The 20,508-nt window shown below is 72.2% G+C and carries 16 protein-coding genes; 7 read left to right on the top strand and 9 right to left on the bottom strand.

The genetic code is table 11. The annotated features are described in order from the left end of the window. Positions 1-24: 24 nt before the first annotated feature. The 5 genes from argC to OIE67_RS12080 all read right to left on the bottom strand — a co-directional run bounded on the left by argC (position 25) and on the right by OIE67_RS12080 (position 7,025). A complete protein-coding gene (gene argC, locus OIE67_RS12100) occupies positions 25-1,047 on the bottom strand; it encodes an N-acetyl-gamma-glutamyl-phosphate reductase (RefSeq protein ID WP_106247985.1) in 1,023 nt (340 codons plus the stop codon). Positions 1,048-1,418: 371 nt separating this feature from the next. After that, positions 1,419-3,476 (bottom strand): bifunctional aldolase/short-chain dehydrogenase, encoded by a 2,058-nt coding sequence (locus OIE67_RS12095; protein ID WP_326639564.1) that lies wholly within the window; start codon positions 3,474-3,476, stop codon positions 1,419-1,421. Between the two features lie 7 nt (positions 3,477-3,483). After that, positions 3,484-4,641 (bottom strand): L-rhamnose isomerase, encoded by a 1,158-nt coding sequence (rhaI, locus tag OIE67_RS12090; RefSeq protein WP_326639562.1) that lies wholly within the window; start codon positions 4,639-4,641, stop codon positions 3,484-3,486. A gap of 10 nt (positions 4,642-4,651) precedes the next feature. Further along, complete coding sequence (locus tag OIE67_RS12085; protein ID WP_326639560.1) at positions 4,652-4,969, bottom strand: L-rhamnose mutarotase; 318 nt, start codon at positions 4,967-4,969, stop codon at positions 4,652-4,654. Between the two features lie 97 nt (positions 4,970-5,066). Next, positions 5,067-7,025, bottom strand: coding sequence for a beta-galactosidase (locus tag OIE67_RS12080; RefSeq protein ID WP_326639558.1), 1,959 nt, complete (start codon positions 7,023-7,025; stop codon positions 5,067-5,069). Between the two features lie 261 nt (positions 7,026-7,286). Between OIE67_RS12080 and OIE67_RS12075 the strand changes: the two genes are divergently transcribed. The 6 genes from OIE67_RS12075 (at position 7,287) to OIE67_RS12050 (ending at position 15,623) form a co-directional block, all read left to right on the top strand. After that, on the top strand, positions 7,287-8,288 hold the full coding sequence (locus tag OIE67_RS12075; RefSeq protein ID WP_326639556.1) for a LacI family DNA-binding transcriptional regulator: 1,002 nt from the start codon (positions 7,287-7,289) through the stop codon (positions 8,286-8,288). Further along, a complete protein-coding gene (locus tag OIE67_RS12070) occupies positions 8,285-9,697 on the top strand; it encodes a rhamnulokinase (protein WP_407674839.1) in 1,413 nt (470 codons plus the stop codon). Before OIE67_RS12075 ends, OIE67_RS12070 begins: the two co-directional genes overlap by 4 nt. Before the next feature lie 64 nt (positions 9,698-9,761). After that, complete coding sequence (gene fdh, locus OIE67_RS12065; protein ID WP_326639554.1) at positions 9,762-12,986, top strand: formate dehydrogenase; 3,225 nt, start codon at positions 9,762-9,764, stop codon at positions 12,984-12,986. A 3-nt stretch (positions 12,987-12,989) separates the two neighbouring features. Next, positions 12,990-13,826: a 4Fe-4S dicluster domain-containing protein gene (locus tag OIE67_RS12060; protein ID WP_326639552.1), complete on the top strand. Its 837-nt coding sequence runs from the start codon at positions 12,990-12,992 to the stop codon at positions 13,824-13,826. Positions 13,827-13,926: 100 nt separating this feature from the next. Next, a complete protein-coding gene (nrfD, locus tag OIE67_RS12055; protein WP_407674892.1) occupies positions 13,927-14,952 on the top strand; it encodes an NrfD/PsrC family molybdoenzyme membrane anchor subunit in 1,026 nt (341 codons plus the stop codon). A 134-nt stretch (positions 14,953-15,086) separates the two neighbouring features. After that, positions 15,087-15,623 carry an NUDIX hydrolase family protein gene (locus OIE67_RS12050; protein ID WP_106247973.1) on the top strand — a complete coding sequence of 179 codons (537 nt, stop codon included), beginning with the start codon at positions 15,087-15,089 and terminating at the stop codon, positions 15,621-15,623. A 21-nt stretch (positions 15,624-15,644) separates the two neighbouring features. Here the strand turns inward: OIE67_RS12050 and OIE67_RS12045 are convergent, their stop codons facing one another. The 3 genes from OIE67_RS12045 to OIE67_RS12035 form a co-directional block, all read right to left on the bottom strand. Then, on the bottom strand, positions 15,645-16,163 hold the full coding sequence (locus OIE67_RS12045; protein ID WP_106247971.1) for a peptidoglycan recognition protein family protein: 519 nt from the start codon (positions 16,161-16,163) through the stop codon (positions 15,645-15,647). 141 nt (positions 16,164-16,304) lie between these two features. Further along, on the bottom strand, positions 16,305-17,942 hold the full coding sequence (locus OIE67_RS12040; RefSeq protein WP_326639547.1) for an arylsulfatase: 1,638 nt from the start codon (positions 17,940-17,942) through the stop codon (positions 16,305-16,307). Between the two features lie 91 nt (positions 17,943-18,033). Continuing rightward, positions 18,034-18,927, bottom strand: a complete 894-nt coding sequence (locus OIE67_RS12035) for a sulfotransferase family protein (protein ID WP_326639545.1) — start codon at positions 18,925-18,927, stop codon at positions 18,034-18,036. Positions 18,928-19,125: 198 nt separating this feature from the next. Here OIE67_RS12035 and OIE67_RS12030 point away from each other — a divergent pair, with 198 nt between their 5' ends. Continuing rightward, a complete protein-coding gene (locus tag OIE67_RS12030; protein ID WP_326639543.1) occupies positions 19,126-19,518 on the top strand; it encodes a hypothetical protein in 393 nt (130 codons plus the stop codon). Between the two features lie 39 nt (positions 19,519-19,557). Here the strand turns inward: OIE67_RS12030 and OIE67_RS12025 are convergent, their stop codons facing one another. Continuing rightward, positions 19,558-20,454 carry a MurR/RpiR family transcriptional regulator gene (locus tag OIE67_RS12025; RefSeq protein WP_326639541.1) on the bottom strand — a complete coding sequence of 299 codons (897 nt, stop codon included), beginning with the start codon at positions 20,452-20,454 and terminating at the stop codon, positions 19,558-19,560. Between the last annotated feature and the right edge of the window lie 54 nt (positions 20,455-20,508).

Raw genomic sequence — 20,508 nt, 5'->3', positions numbered from 1 at the left:
CGATGGTTCCTTCGCTGCGCTCTCTCACGGAGCAACTCCTGTCAGGGGGAGGCCGAGCTCTTCCGGCAGGCCGAGGGCGAGGTTCACGCTCTGGATCGCGCCCCCGGCCGTGCCCTTGGTGAGGTTGTCGATGGCGATGACGGCGACCACGCGGCCCGCGCGCTCGTCGAGCGTCACCTGCAGGGCGGCGGTGTTGGCGCCGTAGGTCATGGAGGTGGCGGGCCAGGCGCCCTCGGGCAGCAGCCGGACGAAGGGCTCGCCCTTGAGCGCGATCTCGTACGCCGAACGCAGCGCCTCCTTGGTGAGGCCGGGCGCGGCCGGGGCGGAGCAGGTGGCCAGGATGCCCCGGCTCATGGGGGCCAGCGTCGGGGTGAACGACACCCGGACGGGCGTGCCCGCGACGGACGACAGGCCCTGCTCCATCTCGGGGGTGTGGCGGTGCACGCCGCCCACGGAGTAGGCGCTGACCGAGCCCATGACCTCGCTGCCGAGCAGGTTGGGCTTGAGCGCGCGGCCGGCGCCGCTGGTGCCGCTGGCGGCCACCACGACCACGTCGGGGCCGGCGAGCCCGGCGGCGAACGCGGGCGTCAGGGCGAGCAGGACGGAGGTCGGGTAGCAGCCGGGGACGGCGATGCGCTTGGCCGACCTGAGGATGTCGCGCTGGCGGGGCAGCTCGGGCAGGCCATAGGGCCAGGTGCCGGCGTGCTCGCCGCCGTAGAACTCCTGCCAGGCGGCCGGGTCGGCGAGCCGGTGGTCGGCGCCGCAGTCGACCACGATGGTCTCCTCGCCCAGCTGGGCGGCGACGGCGGCGGAGTGGCCGTGCGGCAGGGCCAGGAAGACGACGTCGTGCCCGGCGAGCGTGTCGGCGGTGGTGTCCTCGAGGACGCGGTCGGCCAGTTGTGGCAGGTGGGGTTGCGCGGCGCCCAGGAGGCTGCCCGCGCTGGAGGCGGCGGTGAGCGCGCCGATCTCGATCTCGGGGTGGGTGAGCAGCAGGCGGAGCAGCTCCCCTCCCGCGTAGCCGCTGGCTCCCGCGATGGCTGCCCTCATTCAAGCCCTCCTGCATGGTTATGCATCATCACTCATAACTTTGCTTGTGAAGATGATGCACTCTAGGAAATGAACATGCAAGCCGGGAGGGGCGTGATGCCCGCATCGTGAGACTTGTCACCTGCGAGTGAGCTCCAGGACAGCGCCGTGGGGTCGGAGGCCATGACCGGGTTCATGTCCGATTTCACCGTCCGCTACACGTAAAAGTGCTCCGGAGCACAGCACCATCCTGTGCGATCCTGTGCGATCGTGTGCGGAATGCCGCGAACAGCCTTGAACTGAGGTCCTGTGCGGGCAGGTGCGGGAACGCCGATGGCCGCCGTGACCGGGAGCGGTCACGGCGGCCGGGGCCGGCGGTACGCCGTCAGGGATCAGCGCAGGAAGGCGGCGGCCACGCCCGCGTCGACCGGGACGTGCAGCCCGGTGGTGTGGGTCAGATCGCTGCCGGTGAGAGCGAAGACGGCGTTGGCGACGTGCTCGGGCAGGACCTCACGCTTGAGCAGCGTCCGCTGCGCGTAGAACTCGCCCAGCTTCTCCTCCTCCACCCCGTACACGGCGGCCCGGTTCGCGCCCCAGCCGGAGGCGAAGATGCCGGAGCCGCGGACGACGCCGTCGGGGTTGACGCCGTTGACCCGGATGCCGTGGGCGCCCAGCTCGGCCGCGAGGAGCCGTACCTGGTGGGCCTGGTCGGCCTTGGCGGCGCCGTAGGCGACGTTGTTCGGGCCGGCGAAGACGGCGTTCTTGGAGGAGATGTAGACGATGTCGCCGCCCATCGCCTGGTCGATCATGACCTTGGCCGTCTCGCGCGAGACCAGGAACGAGCCGCGCGCCATGACGTCGTGCTGCAGGTCCCAGTCGGCCGCCGTGGTCTCCAGCAGCGCCCGCGACAGCGACAGGCCGGCGTTGTTGACGACCAGGTCGACGCCGCCGAAGGCGAGCACGCCCGCGCGCACCGCCGCGGCGATCTGCTCCTCCGACGTGACGTCCACGCCGACCGCCACGGCCACGTCGGCCGCCCGGTACGCGGACGCGCCGATCTCGGCGGCCACCTTCTCCGCCGCGCCCAGGTCGCGATCGGCCACGATCACGCACGCGCCCTCGGCGGCCAGCCGGCGGGCGGTGGCCGCGCCGATGCCCGACCCGCCGCCCGTCACCAGCGCCACCCGGGTGGCCAGCGGCTTGGGCCTGGGCATGCGGCGGAGCTTGGCCTCCTCCAGCTCCCAGTACTCGATGCGGAACTTCTCCGACTCGGGGATGGGGGCGTAGGAGGAGACGGACTCCGCGCCGCGCATGACGTTGACGGCGTTGACGTAGAACTCGCCGGCCACGCGCGCGGTCTGCTTGTCCTTGCCGAAGGAGAACATGCCGACGCCGGGCACCAGCACGATCGCCGGGTCCGCGCCGCGCATCGGCGGCGAGTCCGGTCCCGCGTGCCGCTCGTAGTAGGCCGTGTAGCCGGCGCGGTAGGCGGCGTGCAGCTCGCGCAGCCGCTCGGCCACCCGCTCCAGCGGGGCGTCCGGCGGCAGGTCGAGCACCATCGGCGCGACCTTGGTGCGCAGGAAGTGGTCGGGGCAGGAGGTGCCCAGCGCCGCCAGCCTCGGGTGCTCGGCGCGCGCGACGAAGTCCAGCACCTCGGCCGAGTCGGTGTAGTGGCCGACCACGCGCACGTCGGTGGAGGCCAGGCCGCGCACGATCGGGAACAGCGCGGCGGCCCGCTCGTGCCGCTCGGCCTCCGGCAGGGTGTCGTGGACGACCGCGCCGAACGGGTCGGGGCGGCCGTGCTCGGCCAGGTACGCCTCCGCCGTGCGGATGATCTCCAGCGAGCGCGACTCGCACTCCTGCGAGGTCGCCCCCCACGCGGTGATGCCGTGGCCGCCCAGAACGCAGCCGATCGCCTGCGGGTTCGCCTCCTTGATGGCGGCGATGTCCAGGCCGAGCTGGAAGCCAGGCCGGCGCCACGGCACCCACACGACCCGGTCGCCGAAGACGCGCCCGGTCAGCTCCTCGCCGTCGGCGGCGGTCGCGATGGCGATGCCGGCGTCGGGGTGCAGGTGGTCCACGTGGCCGGCGTCGACCAGGGCGTGCATGGCGGTGTCGATCGACGGCGCGGCGCCGCCTTTGCCGTGCAGGCAGTAGTCGAAGGCCGCGACCATCTCGTCCTCGCGCTCCACGCCCGGGTAGACGCCCTTGAGCGCGCGCAGCCGGTCGAGGCGGAGCACGGCCAGGCCCTGCTCCTTCAGCGTGCCGAGGTCGCCGCCCGAGCCCTTGACCCAGAGCAGCTCCGTCTCCTCGCCGGTGACGGGGTCGGGCGCGGCGCCCTTGGCCGAGGTGTTGCCGCCCGCGAAGTTCGTGTTGCGCGGGTCGGCTCCCAGGCGATGAGAGCGTTCCAGCAGTTCGCGCACGGTGTCGTCAGAAGTCAGCTTGTCCATCGTGGTGCTAGGCCCCCCAGCCGGCCTGCTGGCCGCCGACGCGCTCGGCGGCGATCTTCTCGAAGTATCCGGACTTGGCGTAGGCGGCCATCGGGTCGGGCGCGAGGCCCCGCTCCTCGCGCAGCTCGGCGAGCAGCGGCCGCACGTCGGTGTTGTAGGCGTCCATGAACACGGCGTTCGCGCCCAGCACGTCGCCCTCCGCCTGCGCGGCGGCCAGCGCGTCCCGGTCCACCAGCAGCGCCTTGGCGGTGGCCTCCTGCACGTTCATGACCGAGCGGATCTGGCCCGGGATCTTGGGCTCGATGTTGTGGCACTGGTCCAGCATGAACGCCACGCCCGTCCCGGCGTCCAGGCCGCCGCCGCGCACGACCTCGTACATGATGCGGAACAGCTGGAACGGGTCCGCCGCGCCCACCATGAGGTCGTCGTCGGCGTAGAAGCGGGAGTTGAAGTCGAACCCGCCGAGCTTGCCCTCACGCAGCAGGAACGCCACGATGAACTCGATGTTGACGCCCGGCGCGTGGTGGCCGGTGTCGACCACGACCTGCGCCTTGGGGCCCAGCTTGACGCAGTGGGCGTAGGCGGTGCCCCAGTCGGGCACGTCGGTGGCGTAGAAGGCCGGCTCGAACAGCTTGTACTCCAGCAGGAAGCGCTGGCCCTCGCCGAGGCGGTCGTAGACCTCGGCCAGCGACTCGGCCAGGCGGTCCTGGCGGGCCCTGATGTCGTCCTGGCCCGGGTAGTTGATGCCGTCGGAGAACCACAGCTTGAGGGTGTCGGAGCCGGTGGCGTCCATGATGTCGACGCACTCGAGCAGGTGGTCGGTCGCCTTGCGCCGGACCCGCCCCGAGGGGTGGGTGACGCTGCCGAGCATGTAGTCGTCGTCCTGGAAGACGTTGGAGTTGATCGCGCCGATGCCCACGCCCAGCTCGCGGGCGTGGCGGGCCAGGTCGGCGTAGTCGTCGACCTTGTCCCACGGGATGTGCAGGGCGACCGTGGGGGCGATGCCGGTGTAGGCGTGCACCTGGGCGGCGTCGGCCAGCTTCTCGTACGGGTCGCGTGGCACGCCCTTCTGCGCGAACACCTTGAACCGGGTGCCGCTGTTGCCGTAGGCCCAGGACGGCGTCTCGATGTGCTGGGCCAGCAGCGTGGCCTTGATGTCAGTCATAGCTCCCCGATCAATCCAGGTGGAACACTTCGGTCAGCGGTGTCATGCCCTCGTCGGGGCGGCCGTCGAGGCCCTCGAAGAACGGCGCCATCTCGGCCTGCCACCGGGCGTTGACCTCGGTCTCGGCCATCGCCTTCTGGGCCGCCTCGAAGTCGTCGGTCTCCAGGTAGCCGACGAGGAGGCCGTCGTCCCTGAGGAAGAGCGAGTAGTTGTGCCAGCCGGTGCGCGACAGCGCCTCTCGCATCTCCGGCCAGACGTCGCGGTGGCGTTCGCGGTACTCCGCCAGCCGCTCCGGGCGGACTTTCAGCAGGAAGCAGACGCGTTGCACTGACAATCCCTTCAAAACGTTTTAATCCTTCGTGCAGGAAACTATGATTCCTGCTGCCCGCTGTCAATGCGCCGCCGCGCCATACGGCGGCGCCACGTCAAGGGCGGGTGACCTGGGGGATGACCAGGACGTCCCCGGCCGGGACGGTGACCGCGTCGCCCGCCCCGGTCGTCACCGTGGCGTCCCGGTCCGTGTGGTTGATCGCGAACAGGAACGAGCGCCCGTCGGCGTGGGAGCGCCGCACGACCTCGACGCCGGGCCCGCTCACGGCGGGCGGCGCCACCTCCGCCTCGCGGCAGACCGTGGCCAGCACCTCGGCGAGCGCGGCGTCGTCGAGCAGTGTGGTCAGGTAGTGCGCCGCGCCGTCGCCGAACTCGTTGCGGGTCCAGGCCGGCTCGCCGGACATGTACGTGTCGAGCACCTTCGCGGTGGTGGCCCGCGCGGCCTCGCTCCACACGGTCCCGGTCGCGCCCGAGGCCAGCCGGATCGGCGCGTCCAGCGGGAAGAACTCCTCGGTGCTGACGCCGAGCAGGTCCCGCCAGGCGCCCGGGTAGCCGCCCAGCCGCACCCGGTCGTGCTCGTCCACGATCCCGCTGTACGGGCCCACGAGCACGATCCCGCCTCGCCGGGCGAACTCCTCCACGTTGGCCGCCCCCGCGTCGCTCACCAGGTAGAGCTGGGGCACCAGGAGCAGGCGGTAACCGGACAGGTCCCCCTCGGGATGGGCCACGTCGCAGGTGACGCCGGCCCGCCAGAGCGCGGCATGCCAGCGCTTGGCCTCCTCCACCGGGTCGAGGTCGGCGGTCGGCTGGGCCGGGTGGTCCTGAGCCCACACACTGGAGTGATCGAGCAGGAGGGCGGCGTCGGCCGTGACCGTGCTGCCCGCCACCTCGGACAGCGCGGCCAGCTCCGCGCCCAGCGCCACCACCTCGCGCCAGACCTTGGTGCCGGTGCCCGCGTGCGGCAGCATCGCCGAGTGCCACTTCTCGGCGCCCGCCCGCGACTGCCGCCACTGGAAGAACATGATCCCGTCCGCGCCCCTGGCCAGGTGGGACAGCGAGTTGCGGCGCAGCTCGCCGGGGGCCTTGGCGAGGTTGCGCGGCTGCCAGTTGACCGCGCTGGTGGAGTGCTCCATGAGCAGCCAGGGCCGGCCGCCGTTGAGCGAGCGGGCGTAGTCGGCGGCGAAGGCCAGGTCGACGTGCGGCTCGGGGCGGGCGCCCACGAGATAGTGGTCGGTCGAGACCACGTCCACCTCGGCGGCGAAGGCCCAGGCGTCCATGTCCCAGTGCGCGCCGGCCATCAGGTTGGTGGTCGCGGGCACGCCGGGGGTCAGCTCCCTGAGCAGGTCGCGCTCGGCCACGTACAGCTCGACCAGGGCGTCGGAGCTGAACCGGCGGAAGTCGAGCTGCTGGCCCGGGTTGGTGAAGCTGGGGGTGGCGCGGGGCGGCAGGATCTGCGCCCAGTCGTGGTAGCGCTGCGACCAGAACGCGGTGCCCCAGGCGTCGTTGAGCGCGTCGAGCGTGGCGTAGCGGGAGCGCAGCCAGGCGCGGAAGGCCGCCGCCGAGGTGTCGCAGTAGCAGCGGGCGTTGTGGCAGCCGTACTCGTTGTGCACGTGCCACAGCGCCAGCGCCGGATGGCCGCGGTAGCGCGTGGCCACCTGCTCGGCGATGCGCAGCGCCTTCTCGCGGTAGATCGGCGAGCTGGGGCAGAAGCCCTGCCGGCTGCCGTGGTGCAGCCGCCGGCCGTCGGCGTCCACCGGGAGTGCCTCGGGGTAGGCGTCGGCGAACCAGGGCGGCGGCGAGGCGGTGGGGGTCGCCAGGTTGGCCCGGATGCCGTTCCCGGCCAGCAGGTCCATCACCCGGTCGAACCAGCCGAAGTCGAACACGCCCTCGGCGGGCTCGATCAGCGACCAGGAGAAGATCCCGACGCTGACCCGGTTGACGCCGGCCTCGCGCATCAGCGCGACGTCCTGCTCCCACGTCTCCTCGGGCCACTGCTCCGGGTTCCAGTCACCGCCGTACGCGATGACATCCGGGACATCCGGGACATCCGGCATGAAGCCTGCCTTTCACGATGAACTGTTAGCGCTCACAGTTGGTCACGCCGTTGGTTATGGTGGATTAAAACGTTCTCTCCCCTGGGCCCACAAGACCCCGGCGGCGGCGCGGCGAAAATCGCCGCTGATCAGCCGATGACGCCGTGATCACCCCGGACCGCTACGATGGCGGAGCGCCGGGGCCCGGCGAGGGCCGGAATGCCTGCTGGTACCGGTCAGGCGACTGGCGCGGGGTCGGTTAGTACGTTTTAATTGGGCCCCATGGCCATGGTCAGCATCAAGGACGTCGCCGCGCACGCAGGCGTCTCCCCAGGCACGGTCTCCAATGTACTGAACCGGCCCGGCAAGGTCGCCCCCGCCACCCGCGAACGGGTCGAGGCCGCGATCGACGAGCTGGGGTTCGTCCGCCACGGCTCCGCCTCGACGCTGCGCGCCGGGCACAGCAGGACGATCGGCCTGAGCGTGATCGACATCGGCAACCCCTTCTTCACCGAGGTCGCAGCCGGCGTCGAGGACGTGGCCAGCGAGGTGGGGTACGCGGTCATCCTGGGCAACTCGGCCGGCTCGGTGGACAAGGAGGACCGCAACCTGCGCGTGCTCGCCGAGCACCGGGTGCGCGGCGTGCTGATCACCCCTTCCGGCGAGGACCCGGCCAGGCTCGACCGGCTGCGCGGGCACGGCATCAGCGTGGTGCTGGTCGACCATCCCGCGCACCGGCCCGACCAGTGCGCGGTGGCCGTCGACGACGTCGCCGGCGGCCGGGCCGCGGTGGCGCACCTGCTGTCCAGGGGGGCGCGCAGCGTCGCCTACGTGACCGGCCCGCTGACCATCAGGCAGTGCGTGGAGCGGCGCGAGGGGGCCAAGGCCGCGCTGCGGGCCGCGGGGCTCGACCCCGGCGACCTGGTGGTGGCCGAGGCCGCCACGATGACGGCCCGCTCGGGCGAGAAGGCGGCCGCCGACCTGATCGCGCGAGGGCTGCCGGAGGCCGTCTTCTGCGCCAACGACCTGCTCGCGCTCGGCGTGCTGCGGGCGCTGCTGCGGTCCGGGGTGCGGGTGCCCGAGGACGTGGCGCTGATCGGCTACGACGACATCGACTTCGCCGCCGCCTCGACCGTGTCGCTCAGCTCGATGCGGCAGCCCACGTACCAGCTGGGCCGGATCGCGACCGAGCTGCTGCTCGACGAGTGCGCCAATCCCGAGACCCACGCGCACCAGCACATCATGTTCCAGCCGGAGCTCGTCGCCAGGGAGTCCACGCAGTGAGCCGCCGTTTCGCCGCCGTCGACCTGGGCGCCTCCAGCGGCCGGGTGATGCTGGCCGACCTGACCGACGGGCTCAGCCTGACCGAGGCGCACCGCTTTCCCAACGGCCCCGTGCGGGTGGCGGGCCGCCTCTACTGGGACGTCCTCGGCCTCTACCGGGAGATCCTGGCCGGCCTGCGCGCCGCCGGGCCCGTCTCCTCCATCGGCGTCGACTCGTGGGCGGTGGACTACGGGCTGCTCGACGAGTCGGGCGCGCTGCTGGGCAACCCGGTGCACTATCGCGACGACCGCACGCGCGGCGTCGCCGAGCGGGTGGCCGGCTCCGTCGGGGCGGAGACGCTGTACGACGTGTCCGGGCTGCAGGTGCTGCCGTTCAACACGATCTACCAGTTGCTGGCCGACCGGCTCGACGGGGCGGCCACGATGCTGCTCGTCCCCGACCTGATCGGCTACTGGCTGACCGGCGAGGCGGGCGCCGAGGTGACCAACGCCTCCACCACGGGCCTGCTCGACGTGCGCACGCGCACCTGGGCCACGTCCCTGATCGAGCGGCTCGGCCTGCCGGCCGGGATCTTCCCGCCGCTGCGGCAGCCGGGCGAGGCGGTCGGCGGGCTGCGGCGCGACGTGGCGGCCGAGATCGGCTGGTCGGCGCCGGTCAGGGCGGTGGGCTCGCATGACACCGCCTCCGCGGTGGCCGCGGTCCCCGCCGTCGGTCCCGCGTTCGCCTATATCTCCTGCGGCACCTGGTCGCTGGCTGGGGTGGAGCTGCCGGGACCGGTGCTCACCCCCGAGAGCCGGGCGGCGAACTTCACCAACGAGGCCGGCATCGACGGCACCGTCCGCTACCTGCGCAACGTCATGGGCCTGTGGCTGCTGCAGGAGTGCCTGCGCGCCTGGCCCGGCTCCGACCTGGGCGAGCTGCTGCCCGCCGCGGCGGGCGAGAAGCCGTTCGCGGCCGTGGTGAACCCCGACGAGCCGGTGTTCCTGCCGCCGGGCGACATGCCGGCCAGGATCGCCGACGAGTGCCGCCGCACCGGCCAGCTTCCACCCTCCTCCCCCGCCGCCTACGTGCGGTGCGTGCTGGAGAGCCTGGCGCTCGGGCACCGGCTGGCCGTGCGGCAGGCGATGGAGCTGTCCGGGCGCGACGTCGAGGTGATCCACCTCGTCGGCGGCGGGTCGCGCAATGAGCTGCTGTGCCAGTTCACCGCCGACGCCTGCGGGCTGCCCGTGGTGGCGGGCCCCGCCGAGGCGACCGCGCTCGGCAACGTACTGGTGCAGGCGCGGGCGGCCGGGCTGGTCGCCGGCCTGGCGGAGATGCGCTCGCTGGTGGCCTACTCCCAGCCGCTGCGCCGCTACGAGCCGTCCGGGTCCGCGAGCGCCTGGGACGAGGCGGCCGCCCGGGTGTTCTGACCTGGCGGTTTTCCTCCCGCTCTGCCCGGGCAGGACTCGGGCCGGGGACATCGGGGGGGGTGTCATGGATCTGGGGTGGCCGCTGCTGCGGCAGCTCACCGGCGGGGACCGCACGGCGCGGGGGCCCGCGGCCGAGTCGGCCGCGACGCGGGCGGTGCGGGCCCGCACGGCCACGGCCGACCGGGTGGTGAAGTCCGTGTGCCCGTACTGCGCGGTGGGCTGCGGCCAGAACGTGTACGTACGGGACGAGCGGGTCGTGCAGATCGAGGGCGACCCCGACTCCCCGATCAGCCGCGGCCGGCTGTGCCCGAAGGGCGCGGCCAGCCTCCAGCTCACCACCGACTCCGGCCGGCAGTACGACGCCCTCTACCGCCCGCCCGGCGCGGCCGACTGGCAGCCGATCGACCTGGCCACCGCCATGGACATGATCGCCGACCGGATCATCGCGACCAGGCGCGAGACGTGGCAGTGGGAGCAGGACGGCCGGCGTACCGCGCGGACCATGGGCATCGCCAGCCTGGGCGGCGCCACGCTGGACAACGAGGAGAACTACCTCATCAAGAAGCTGCTGACGGCGCTCGGCGTGGTGCAGATCGAGAACCAGGCCCGCGTCTGCCACAGCTCGACCGTGGTGGGGCTGGGCACGTCGTTCGGGCGGGGCGGCGCCACCACCTTCATGCAGGACCTGCAGCACTCCGACTGCGTGGTCATCCAGGGCTCGAACTTCGCCGAGGCCCATCCGGTGGGCTTCCAGTGGGTGATGGAGGCCAAGGCGCGCGGCGCGGTGATCATCCACGTGGATCCGCGCTTCACCAGGACGAGCGCGCTGGCCGATCTGCACGTGCCGATCAGGGCCGGCTCCGACGTGGCCTTCCTCGGCGCGATCATCAACCACGTGCTGGAGAACGAGCTGTACTTCCACGAGTACGTGCTCAACTACACCAACGCGGCCACCGTCCTGCGTGAGGACTTCCGCGACGCCGAGGACCTGGACGGCGTGTTCTCCGGCTTCGACCAGGAGGCGCGGGCCTACGACGACGACTCCTGGCAGTACGAGGGCATGACGGCGGTGGCGGCCTCCGGCGAGCGCGACTCCGGCTACGACCGGCCGGGGCAGGAGACGCCGGGGCGCGGCGAGGTGCAGGGGAGCACCGGCGTCCCGCTGAACGGCCGGCCCCGGCGGGACGAGACGCTGCGCGACCCGCGCTGCGTGCTCAACGTGCTGCGCCGCCACTACGCCCGCTACACGCCGGAGATGGTCGAGCGGGTGTGCGGGGTGCCGCGGCACCTGTTCGAGGAGGTGTGCCGCCACCTGACGGAGAACTCGGGGCCCGACAAGACCGCCGAGTTCGTCTACGCGGTCGGCTGGACGCAGCACAGCGACGGCTCGCAGTTCATCCGGGCGGCGAGCATCCTGCAGTTGCTGCTGGGCAACATCGGCCGGCCGGGCGGCGGCATCCAGGCGCTGCGCGGCCACGCCAGCATCCAGGGCTCCAGCGACATCCCGACGCTGTTCAACCTGCTGCCGGGCTACATCCCGATGCCGCACGCGCACGAGAACGAGCGGCTGCACGACTTCCTCCGTGCCGACGCGCCGCACCAGGGCTTCTGGGCGAACATGCCGGCCTACCTGATCAGCCTGCTCAAGGCGTGGTGGGGCGAGTCGGCGCAGGCGGGCAACGACTACCGGTTCGGCTGGCTGCCCCGGCTGACGGGCTCGCACAGCACGTACGACACGGTGCTGGCGCAGCTCGACGGCACCTGCAAGGGATACATGCTGCTCGGCGAGAACCCGGCGGTCGGCTCGGCCAACGCGAAGATGCAGCGCCTCGGCATGGCCGCGCTCGACTGGCTGGTGGTGCGCGACCTCAACCTGATCGAGAGCGCCACCTGGTGGAAGGACGGCCCGGAGATCGAGACGGGCGAGCTGCGCACGGCCGACATCGGCACGGAGGTGTTCTTCCTGCCCGCGGCCTGCCACACGGAGAAGGCCGGCAGCTTCACCAACACCAACCGGCTGCTGCAGTGGCGTCACCAGGCCGTCGAGCCGCGCGGCGACTGCCGCAGCGACCTGTGGTTCATGTACCACCTGGGCCGCCTCATCAGGGCCAAGCTGGCCGGCTCACAGGATCCGATGGACGAGCCCGTGCTCCACCTCACCTGGGACTACCCGGTGGAGGGCGAGACGGCCGAGCCGTCGGCGGAGGCGGTGCTGGCCGAGATCAACGGCTGGGACGAGCGGGGGCGCCCGCTGCCGGGCTACGCCGGGCTCAAGGCCGACGGCTCGACCGCCTGCGGCTGCTGGATCTACAGCGGCGTGTACGCCGGCGGCGTCAACCAGGCCGCCCGCCGCAAGCCCGGCTCCGAGCAGGACTGGATCGCCGCCGAGTGGGCGTGGGCGTGGCCGGACAACCGGCGCGTGCTCTACAACCGGGCCTCGGCCAGGCCGGACGGCAGCCCGTGGAGCGAGCGCAAGCGGCTGGTGTGGTGGGACGCGGAGGCGGGCCGGTGGACCGGCCACGACGTGCCCGACGTCGAGCGGGACAAGAGCCCCGGCTACCGGCCGCCGCCCGGCGCCTCGGGGGTGGCGGCCCTGTCGGGCACCGATCCGTTCATCATGCAGGCCGACGGCAAGGGCTGGCTGTTCGCCCCCGCGGGGGTGGTGGACGGGCCGCTGCCGACGCACTACGAGCCGCAGGACTCGCCGGTGGCCAACCCGCTCTACGGGCGGCAGCGCAACCCGGTCCGCAAGCTCTATCCGCATCCCGCCAACCGCTACCAGCCGAGCGGGGACGAGCCGGGGGCGTCGGTCTACCCGTACGTGGTGACGACGTACCGGCTGACCGAGCACTTCACGGCGGGCGGGATGAGCAGGTTCACCCCTTATCTGGCCGAGCTGCAGCCGGAGATGTTCTGCGAGGTGTCCCCCGCGCTGGCGGCCGAGCGCGGGCTGGTGCACGGCGACTGGGCCACGATCATCACCGCGCGCAACGCCATCGAGGCGCGGGTGCTGGTGACCGACCGCATCCCGTCGCTGCACCTGAACGGGCGGGTGCTGCACCAGATCGGCCTGCCCTTCCACTACGGCCCCAACGGGCTGGCCAAGGGCGACGCGGCCAACGAGCTGTCGGCGATCTCGCTGGACCCCAACTCGCACATCCAGGAGGTCAAGGCCCTGTCGGCGGACATCCGCCCGGGGCGCAGGCCGCGCGGCCCGGCGCTGCCCGAGCTGGTCAGGTCCTATCAGCGGCGGGCGGGCATCACCGCCGGCACCGGAACGGAGGCGTGAGCCGTGGCTTTCGACCTGGACGAGCGCCTCGGCGACGGCAGGGTCGGCTTTTTCACCGACACCAGCATCTGCATCGGGTGCAAGGCGTGCGAGGTGGCGTGCAAGGAGTGGAACCACGTCCCCGATGACGGCATGGAGTTCACCGGCATGTCCTACGACAACACCGTGGGGCTGGGCGCCGACACCTGGCGGCACGTGGCGTTCGTCGAGCAGCGCCGGCCGCTGGGGCACCAGGAGCCCGGGGTCGGCGACATGGACTTCCGCTGGCTGATGGCCTCCGACGTGTGCAAGCACTGCACGCACGCGGCCTGCCTCGACGTGTGCCCGACCGGGTCGTTGTTCCGCACCGAGTTCGGCACGGTCGTGGTGCAGGAGGACGTCTGCAACGGGTGCGGCTACTGCGTGCCCGCCTGCCCGTTCGGGGTGATCGGCAAGCGGGAGAACGGCAAGGGAGAGAGCGGCGGCACGGCGGCCAAGTGCACGATGTGCTACGACCGGCTCGGCGCCGGGGAGGAGCCGGCCTGCGCCAAGACGTGCCCGACGGACTCCATCCAGTTCGGGAACCTCGACGAGTTGCGTGAGCGGGCCGAGCGGCGGCTGGAGCAGGTGCGCGCCGCCGGCACGACCTCCGCCCGCCTGTACGGCCACGACCCGGGCGACGGCGTGGGCGGCACCGGGGCGTTCTTCCTGCTGCTGGACGAGCCCGAGGTGTACGGCCTGCCGCCGGACCCGGTGGTGACCACGAGGGATCTGCCGTCGATGTGGCGGCACGCCGGGGTGGCGGCCGTGGCCCTGCTCGCGGGGATCGCGGCCACGGCATGGCGAGGACGGACACGATGATCATTGCAGTACGGGTGCCCGCGGCGGGTGTGACGTGGACGTGTGCCGCGCCGGGAGCCGCAGGGGTGACGTGGACGCGCGGGCGGCGGGAGCGGCGATCATGAGCCAGGCCGTCGACCAGACCCCGAGCCAGACGGACGTGCGGATGGACGGCGCGGCCGGGCTGCGCGGCGAGCGCGAGGCCACGCCGGGCTCGGCGGGCCGCAGGCGTGAGCGGCTGATGGTGCCGAAGGCGGACTTCGACTCCTACTACGGCCGTCCCGTGCTGAACGAGCCGACGTGGGAGGCGCCCGACATCGGCGGCTACCTGTTCCTCGGCGGCCTGGCGGGCGCGTCGTCCACGCTGGCCGCCGCCGCCGAGCTGACCGGCCGGCCGCGTCTGGCCAGGGTGAGCAAGGTGGGGGCACTGTGCGCGATCGGCGGGTCGTTCTACTGCCTGATCCACGACCTGGGCCGTCCCGAGCGTTTCCTCAACATGTTGCGGGTGTTCAAGGTGACCTCGCCGATGAGCGTCGGCACCTGGGTGCTCACCGTGTTCGGCCCGGCGGCCGGGTGCGCGGCGGCGAGTGAGGTCTCGGGGCTGTATCCGGGGCTCGGCCGGGCCGCCACCCTGGCGGCGGGGGCGATCGGGCCGGCGGTGGCGACGTACACGGCGGCGCTGATCTGCGACACGGCGGTGCCGGCCTGGCACGAGGGGTATCGCGAGATGCCGTTCCTGTTCGCCGGGTCGGCCGTGGCGTCGGCGGGCGGGCTGGGCCTGCTGGCCGCGCCGCTGTCCGAGGCGGCCCCGGCGCGCCGCGCGGCGGTGCTGGGCGCGGCCGTGGAGTGCGCGGCGGCGGCCCGCATGGAGCGCCGGCTCGGGGCGCTGGCCGAGCCGCTGAAGCGCAGCCGGCTGCTGCGGCTGGGCGAGGCGCTGTCGGTGGCCGGCGCGGTGGCGGGGCTCACGCTGGGGCGGCGCAGCCGGATCGCGGCCGTGGCGGCGGGCGCCGCGCTGCTGGCCGGATCGGCGTGCACCAGATTCGGGATCTTCAAGGCCGGGATGGAGTCGGCGAACGATCCCAAGTACACCGTCCAGCCGCAACGCAGGCGGCTGGCGAAACGCGGAGCGGAGCGTGACCTCGGATGAAACGCAAGATCGTCGACTATCTGCCGTTCCTCGGCATCGTGCTGTTCGTGTGCGCGGCGTCCTGGACGGCGGGCCGGGCTCCGTCCGGCCGGACCGCGGTACGCCGCTGAGTCCCCGGGCCTTACGATCAGCAGATGACCGAAAAGACCGAAACCACGCCTGCTTGGCTGTCACCGGAAGAACTGGAATCGGTGCGCGGCCGGATGCCCATCCTCTACATCGACGCCGTGCCGGTGCGGGTCGACGACACCGGGGTGGTCACCCACGTCGGCCTGCTGCTGCGCATCGCGTCGGACGGCACGGTCAGCCGGGCGCTGGTCTCGGGACGGGTCCTGCACCACGAGCGGATCCGCGACGCGCTGCTGCGTCATCTGGAGAAGGACCTCGGTCCCGTGGCGCTGCCGCAGATCCCCATCTCGCCGCAGCCCTTCACCGTGGCCGAGTATTTCCCCACGCCCGGCGTCACCCCTTACCACGACCCGCGCCAGCACGCCGTCTCGCTGGCCTACATCGTGCCCGTCGCCGGTGACTGCAGGCCCCGGCAGGACGCGCTCGACCTGGTGTGGTTCACCCCGGAGGAGGCGGCCTCGCCGATGGTGCAGCAGGAGATGGCGGGCGGGCAGGGCGTGCTGCTCAAGCAGGCGCTGGCCCACGTCGGCCGCCTGCTCTGAGCCCGCCTGCGAGCTTCTGGGCTAGGGTCGCTCGGCCCCGGCGCGGACCCAGCGGTAGAGCGGGTCGCCGGGGCACGAGGTGGAATAGCCGTCCCTGTGCCCCTTGACCTCGCGGCCGGCGTCGCCGTGCTCGCGCAGGTATTCGATGGCGTCGACCAGGGCGTTGAGCAGGTCGTCGTTCGGTTCGGTCAGTCCTGAGTCGCCGAGCAGCGCGAGGACGGCGTAGTGGCCGGAGTTGAGCCCGGCGCCGTTGGCGGCGGGCAGGGCGTGCGGTCCCCGGCCCATGAACGTGTTCCCGTGCGGGCAGCACACCATGGAGTAGCCCAGGTCGATGTACTTCTCCCCGCGACCGCCCGACATGTGCATGCGCTGGATGTCCTGGACCAGGTCCACGCAGCGGTCGTGGTTGTCCGGGCCGGCCAGGTCGGCGGGCACCGAGCCGCCGGTGTAGTGGATCTTGACGCCCCGGGTGGCGGACAGGCGGACGTAGCCCGCGGTCGGCTTCCTGGCGTTCCATTCCGCTCGGGTGATCAGGTTCATGCGTTCCTCTCCTCGTCGAGCAATGGCCTCCTCTTCAGAATGTCAACTTTCCGTAGTGATGTCATCACTCTTAGTCAATAGAGTGGCATATCTCCAGGTCACGGCGGCCTGCTCCGACGGGGGCCGCCGTGACCGCGCGGCTCAGCTGAGGGCGCCCTCGTCCCGCCGTACGTTCCGGTGGACGTGCCGGAAGACGTGCGACCTGCCGCCGGCGTCGAAGGCGGCCCTGGCGGTGATCCGGCCGGAGGACGGCAGGGGGAAGCCGACCGAGACGGCCGTGCCCGGGTTCACCCGCGCGACCGTGTGCGCCCGCGCCCGTCGTGGCCGGTCCAGGCCGAGGCGTACGTTCCGCCAGGGCACGGCGGAGCCGTTGTAGAGGGTGACGACGAGCCGGCCGGCGGTGACCTCGGTCCGCAGCCCGTACGGGGTGCGCGGGTCGCCCCCGATCGCGCGGTCGAGCTCGGCCAGCAGTTCCTCGGTGAGCTCGGGACGCCTGGCGGACAGGTCGCGGCGCTCGCCGGGGTCGGCGTTCAGGTCGTACAACTCGACGCGGCCCCGTGGCCCGGCCCCCGCGATGTGCGGGTTGAACCGGACCACCTTCCACCTGCCGCGCCGCATGGCCTGGGCCTTGCGCGGCCGGTTCCACACCAGGTGGCGGTGCCGGGGCGCGCCCGCGCCGGTCAGCAGGCCGGTGAAGGACAGGCCGTCCACGTGGGCGGGCGGCGGCACCCTGGCCAGGTCCGCCAGCGTGGGCAGCACGTCCCAGAACGCCACCGGCTGCCGCTCCACCCGCGGCCGCAGGCCCGGTGACCAGGCGATCATGGGGACACGGATGCCGCCCTCGTAGACGTCGCGTTTGTCGCCGCGGAAGGGGCCGTTGGAGTTGAACAGCTCCGGCGTCACGCCCTTCTCGCTGTGCGGGCCGTTGTCGCTGGTGAACAGCACGAGCGTGCGCTCGGCCACCCCGGCGTCGCGCAGCGCCCTGACGAGGGCGGCGACGTCGTTGTCGAGCCTGGCGACCTGCGCGGCGTGGCGGCGGTTCGCGGCGCTCCAGGGGCGGTTCTCGTACCGGCCGGCGTCGCCGGGGATCACGCTCGGCGCGTGCGGCAGGTTACTGGCGAAGTACAGCAGAAAGGGCTGGTCGCCGTCCTGCCGGATGAACTCGACCGCGCGCTCGCGGAACAGGTGCGGCGCGTACGACTTGCCGCCGAGGTGCACCTTCTCGCCGTTGTGCCACAGATAAGCGGGGAAGTACTGGTGCGCGTGGACGTGCTCGATGTAGCCGTAGAACTCGTCGAAGCCGCGCACGTTGGGGTGGGAGTCCTGGTCCGGCTTCTCGGGGCCGAAGCCCCACTTGCCGATGCACGCCGTACGGTAGCCGGACAGCCGCAGCACCTCGGCGAAGGTGAGGTCGGCATCGGTGAGCGCGTGCTGCTGCCCGCCCTCCGGGTTCTCCCGCACGGTGCCGTGCCCGGCGTGCAGCCCGGTGAGCAGCGAGCACCGCGACGGCGCGCACAGCGGCGCGCCCGAGTACGCGGCCTTGAACTGCACCCCCTCGGCCGCCAGCCGGTCCAGGTTGGGGGTGCTGATGGAGCGCTGCCCGTTGCTGCCGATCTCCCCCCATCCCAGGTCGTCGGCCAGGATGAGCAGGATGTTCGGCCGCGCGGGCAGGGTGCCGCGGCGGGCGGTGGCCTCGGCGCCCGCGGACGTGGCCGCGGGCAGGGCGAGGCCGGCGAGAGTACCGGCGAATAAGGCTCGGCGCGAGGGCCTGTTGATCACGAAGGGCAACATATCGGAGGCCACGGCGAATGGCGGGCAAATCGCAGGCGAACTCTGTCACACCCTCGTGACCCCCGGGGTGACCCGGCCGTCACGGCAGATACTCCCATTTCCGGCAGATGTCGTGCAGCTCGGCCGGGATCTCCGCGGGCGCAGGCAGGGGCCGGCCGGCGACCACGGTGCCGGCGCGGATCTTGTCCCGCCAGTCGCCGATGCCCTTCACGAAGCCGCCGTGGTCCTGCTCGCCGTAGTCCAGCATGGCGGGCTCGTACTCCAGGCCGAGGAAGAGGCAGAGCCGGCGCAGCCGGCCCTCGGGGTCGGCGACCAGGTCCTCGTAGCGCACGGTCAGGCCCTCCAGGTGCGTCCTGGCCTCCTCCAGGTAGGTCATGTACGCGAGCGTGCGCGGCACGGCCTCCTCCATGGGCCGCTTGTCCGGGTCGGCCTCGTGCCAGGACTGCACGATCGACATCGGGTGGCGCAGCAGGAAGACGAAGCGCGCGTCCGGCCAGCAGGCCGCGATGCGCCGCCAGGCGAAGACGTTGCTGGGCGTCTTCTCGACCAGCAACGGCTTGCCGCTGCGGGTCAGCTCGCGGTGCAGCAGCCGGTCCCAGACCAGGTGTTCGAGGTCGCTGTGGGTGTGGCCGAGCAGCTCCATGGCCTGGCGTACGGGGTCGGTGCCGAGGCCCACGGTCATCCGGCGGAAGTGCGTCTCGATCGGCGAGTGCACCTGGGAGTGGCTGTCGAGCATGACGCGCAGCAGGGTCGAGCCGGAGCGCACCGACGACAGCAGGAAGACGGGCTCGCGCAGCAACCGGTCGTGCCCGGGATCGACGGGCGGCCGTACCGTGTCGCCGGGCAGCCGCTGCAGCTCCAGCGGCACCTTCGGCGGCGGCGGCGGTTTCGGCGGCTCCTTGCTCAGTCGTCGCGTCAGCGTGTATCCCGTCAGGCCCTCAAGCGTGGCGTTGGCCCGGTACCTCCAGCTCATGGCCCTACAAGCTAGAGCGGGCCGGTGAACCCCAGGTGAATCCGGGCTGTGAGCCTGTCAACGCCCGTCAAGGTCACGTGGCGGTCCGGCGGTGTCGTGAGCGACACAGAGCATCGCTGTATCAGGACGCAGAGCAGAACTTAGTTCCGTCCCATCATGGAGCCGGTCAACGATCCACCCACTCCCTGAGGAGGAACCATGCGCATGCGCAGCGCTTTAGCCCTGCCCCTGATCGGCGGCCTCGCCGCCGACGCGCTCGCGGCGACGGCCGTCACCGCCCAGGCGCAGGCCGGCGCCTCCGCCGGCACCTCGTCCGCTTCGGTACGCGTGATCAACGGCGGCTTCCTGCAGCTCGACCACGTGGGCTCGGCCGACGCCAACAACGTCCTGGTCATGCTGGAGTCCGGCACCGACGCGCTGCGGATCAACGACTCGGTCTCCATCGTCCCCGGCCCCGGCTGCGTCCAGGCTCCCGGCGACGCCACCACCGTGCGCTGCTCGGTCGGCGTCAGCCGGATCCTCGCCCGGCTCGGCGCGGGCGCCGACACCTTCACCCACGCTCGTGCCGCTGATCGGCTCGGTCGAAGGTGACGCCGGCGGCGCGCCCGGTCAGGTGCGCCGGCAGCCCGTTCAGACGCGCTTGACGACGCGGTCGTGCACCACCGCGTACGTGTCGCGCAGCGCCTGCATCGACTCGTCGTAGGAGGCCTGCGCGACCCCGGTGAACAGGCAGTCCACCACCATGAGCTGGGCGATGCGGCTGCCCAGCGCGCCTGAGCGGAACCTGGTCTCCCGCGCGGCCGTCGTGAGCGTCACGTCGGCCGCCCGGGCCAGCGGCGAATCGTGGAAGTTCGTGATCGCCACCGTCGCGGCCCCCGATCTGCGGGCGATGGCGAGGAACTCGACGGTGTCCACGGTGGCCCCGGTGTGCGAGACGGCCACCGCCACGCAGCCGGAGGCGAGCGTGGCGGCCGAGGTCCAGGCGGAGTGCGCGTCGTGCCAGTTGAGCGCGGTCCGTCCGATACGGGACAGCTTCTGCTGCAGGTCGAGCCCCACCAGCGCGCTCGCCCCCACGCCGAAGCTGTCGATCCTGCGCGCCCCCAGCAGCAGCGACACCGCCCGGCCCAGCGCCTCCATGTCCAGCGAGCGGGCCGTGTCGGCGATGGAGAGCGTCTCGTTCATGGCGACCTTGGAGACGATGCCCTCCAGGCTGTCGTTCCGGTCGATGTCGCCCGACACCTCGGGCAGGCCCGGCCCCGCCTCCCTGCGGGCGATCTCCTCCCTGGCCACCGCCCTGGTCAGGTCGATCCTGAAGTCCTTGTAGTGGGCGTAACCCATGCGCTGGTAGAAACGCACCACCGAGGTGGTCGAGGTCTCGCAGCGGGCGGCCAGTTGCGCGATGGACAGGTTCGCCGCCGCGGCCGGATCTCCGGTGAACTCCGCGGCGATCCGCCGCTCCGAGGGCCGCAGGGCCGGCATGGCCGCGCGGATGCGGATCAGCAGCGTCTCGGCGTCCTCCGCCATCATCACCCCATGCTGGAAAGAAAGTACCTGGATGGTATGGTCTGCGTAATTTTATGA

Origin of the sequence: Nonomuraea fuscirosea (assembly GCF_035917475.1) — a bacterium.
In the GTDB taxonomy this organism is placed as follows: domain Bacteria; phylum Actinomycetota; class Actinomycetes; order Streptosporangiales; family Streptosporangiaceae; genus Nonomuraea; species Nonomuraea fuscirosea.
This window is presented reverse-complemented; position numbering and strand designations above follow the sequence as displayed.

What these genes read in the sequence shown, in the direction of transcription:
- argC (WP_106247985.1), bottom strand. Translation starts at nt 1,047, where the DNA reads ATGAGGGCAGCCATCGCGGGAGCCAGCGGCTACGCGGGAGGGGAGCTG.
- OIE67_RS12095 (WP_326639564.1), bottom strand. Translation starts at nt 3,476, where the DNA reads ATGGACAAGCTGACTTCTGACGACACCGTGCGCGAACTGCTGGAACGC.
- rhaI (WP_326639562.1), bottom strand. Translation starts at nt 4,641, where the DNA reads ATGACTGACATCAAGGCCACGCTGCTGGCCCAGCACATCGAGACGCCG.
- OIE67_RS12080 (WP_326639558.1), bottom strand. Translation starts at nt 7,025, where the DNA reads ATGCCGGATGTCCCGGATGTCCCGGATGTCATCGCGTACGGCGGTGAC.
- OIE67_RS12075 (WP_326639556.1), top strand. Translation starts at nt 7,287, where the DNA reads ATGGCCATGGTCAGCATCAAGGACGTCGCCGCGCACGCAGGCGTCTCC.
- fdh (WP_326639554.1), top strand. Translation starts at nt 9,762, where the DNA reads ATGGATCTGGGGTGGCCGCTGCTGCGGCAGCTCACCGGCGGGGACCGC.
- nrfD (WP_407674892.1), top strand. Translation starts at nt 13,927, where the DNA reads ATGAGCCAGGCCGTCGACCAGACCCCGAGCCAGACGGACGTGCGGATG.
- OIE67_RS12050 (WP_106247973.1), top strand. Translation starts at nt 15,087, where the DNA reads ATGACCGAAAAGACCGAAACCACGCCTGCTTGGCTGTCACCGGAAGAA.
- OIE67_RS12045 (WP_106247971.1), bottom strand. Translation starts at nt 16,163, where the DNA reads ATGAACCTGATCACCCGAGCGGAATGGAACGCCAGGAAGCCGACCGCG.
- OIE67_RS12035 (WP_326639545.1), bottom strand. Translation starts at nt 18,927, where the DNA reads ATGAGCTGGAGGTACCGGGCCAACGCCACGCTTGAGGGCCTGACGGGA.
- OIE67_RS12030 (WP_326639543.1), top strand. Translation starts at nt 19,126, where the DNA reads ATGCGCATGCGCAGCGCTTTAGCCCTGCCCCTGATCGGCGGCCTCGCC.
- OIE67_RS12025 (WP_326639541.1), bottom strand. Translation starts at nt 20,454, where the DNA reads ATGATGGCGGAGGACGCCGAGACGCTGCTGATCCGCATCCGCGCGGCC.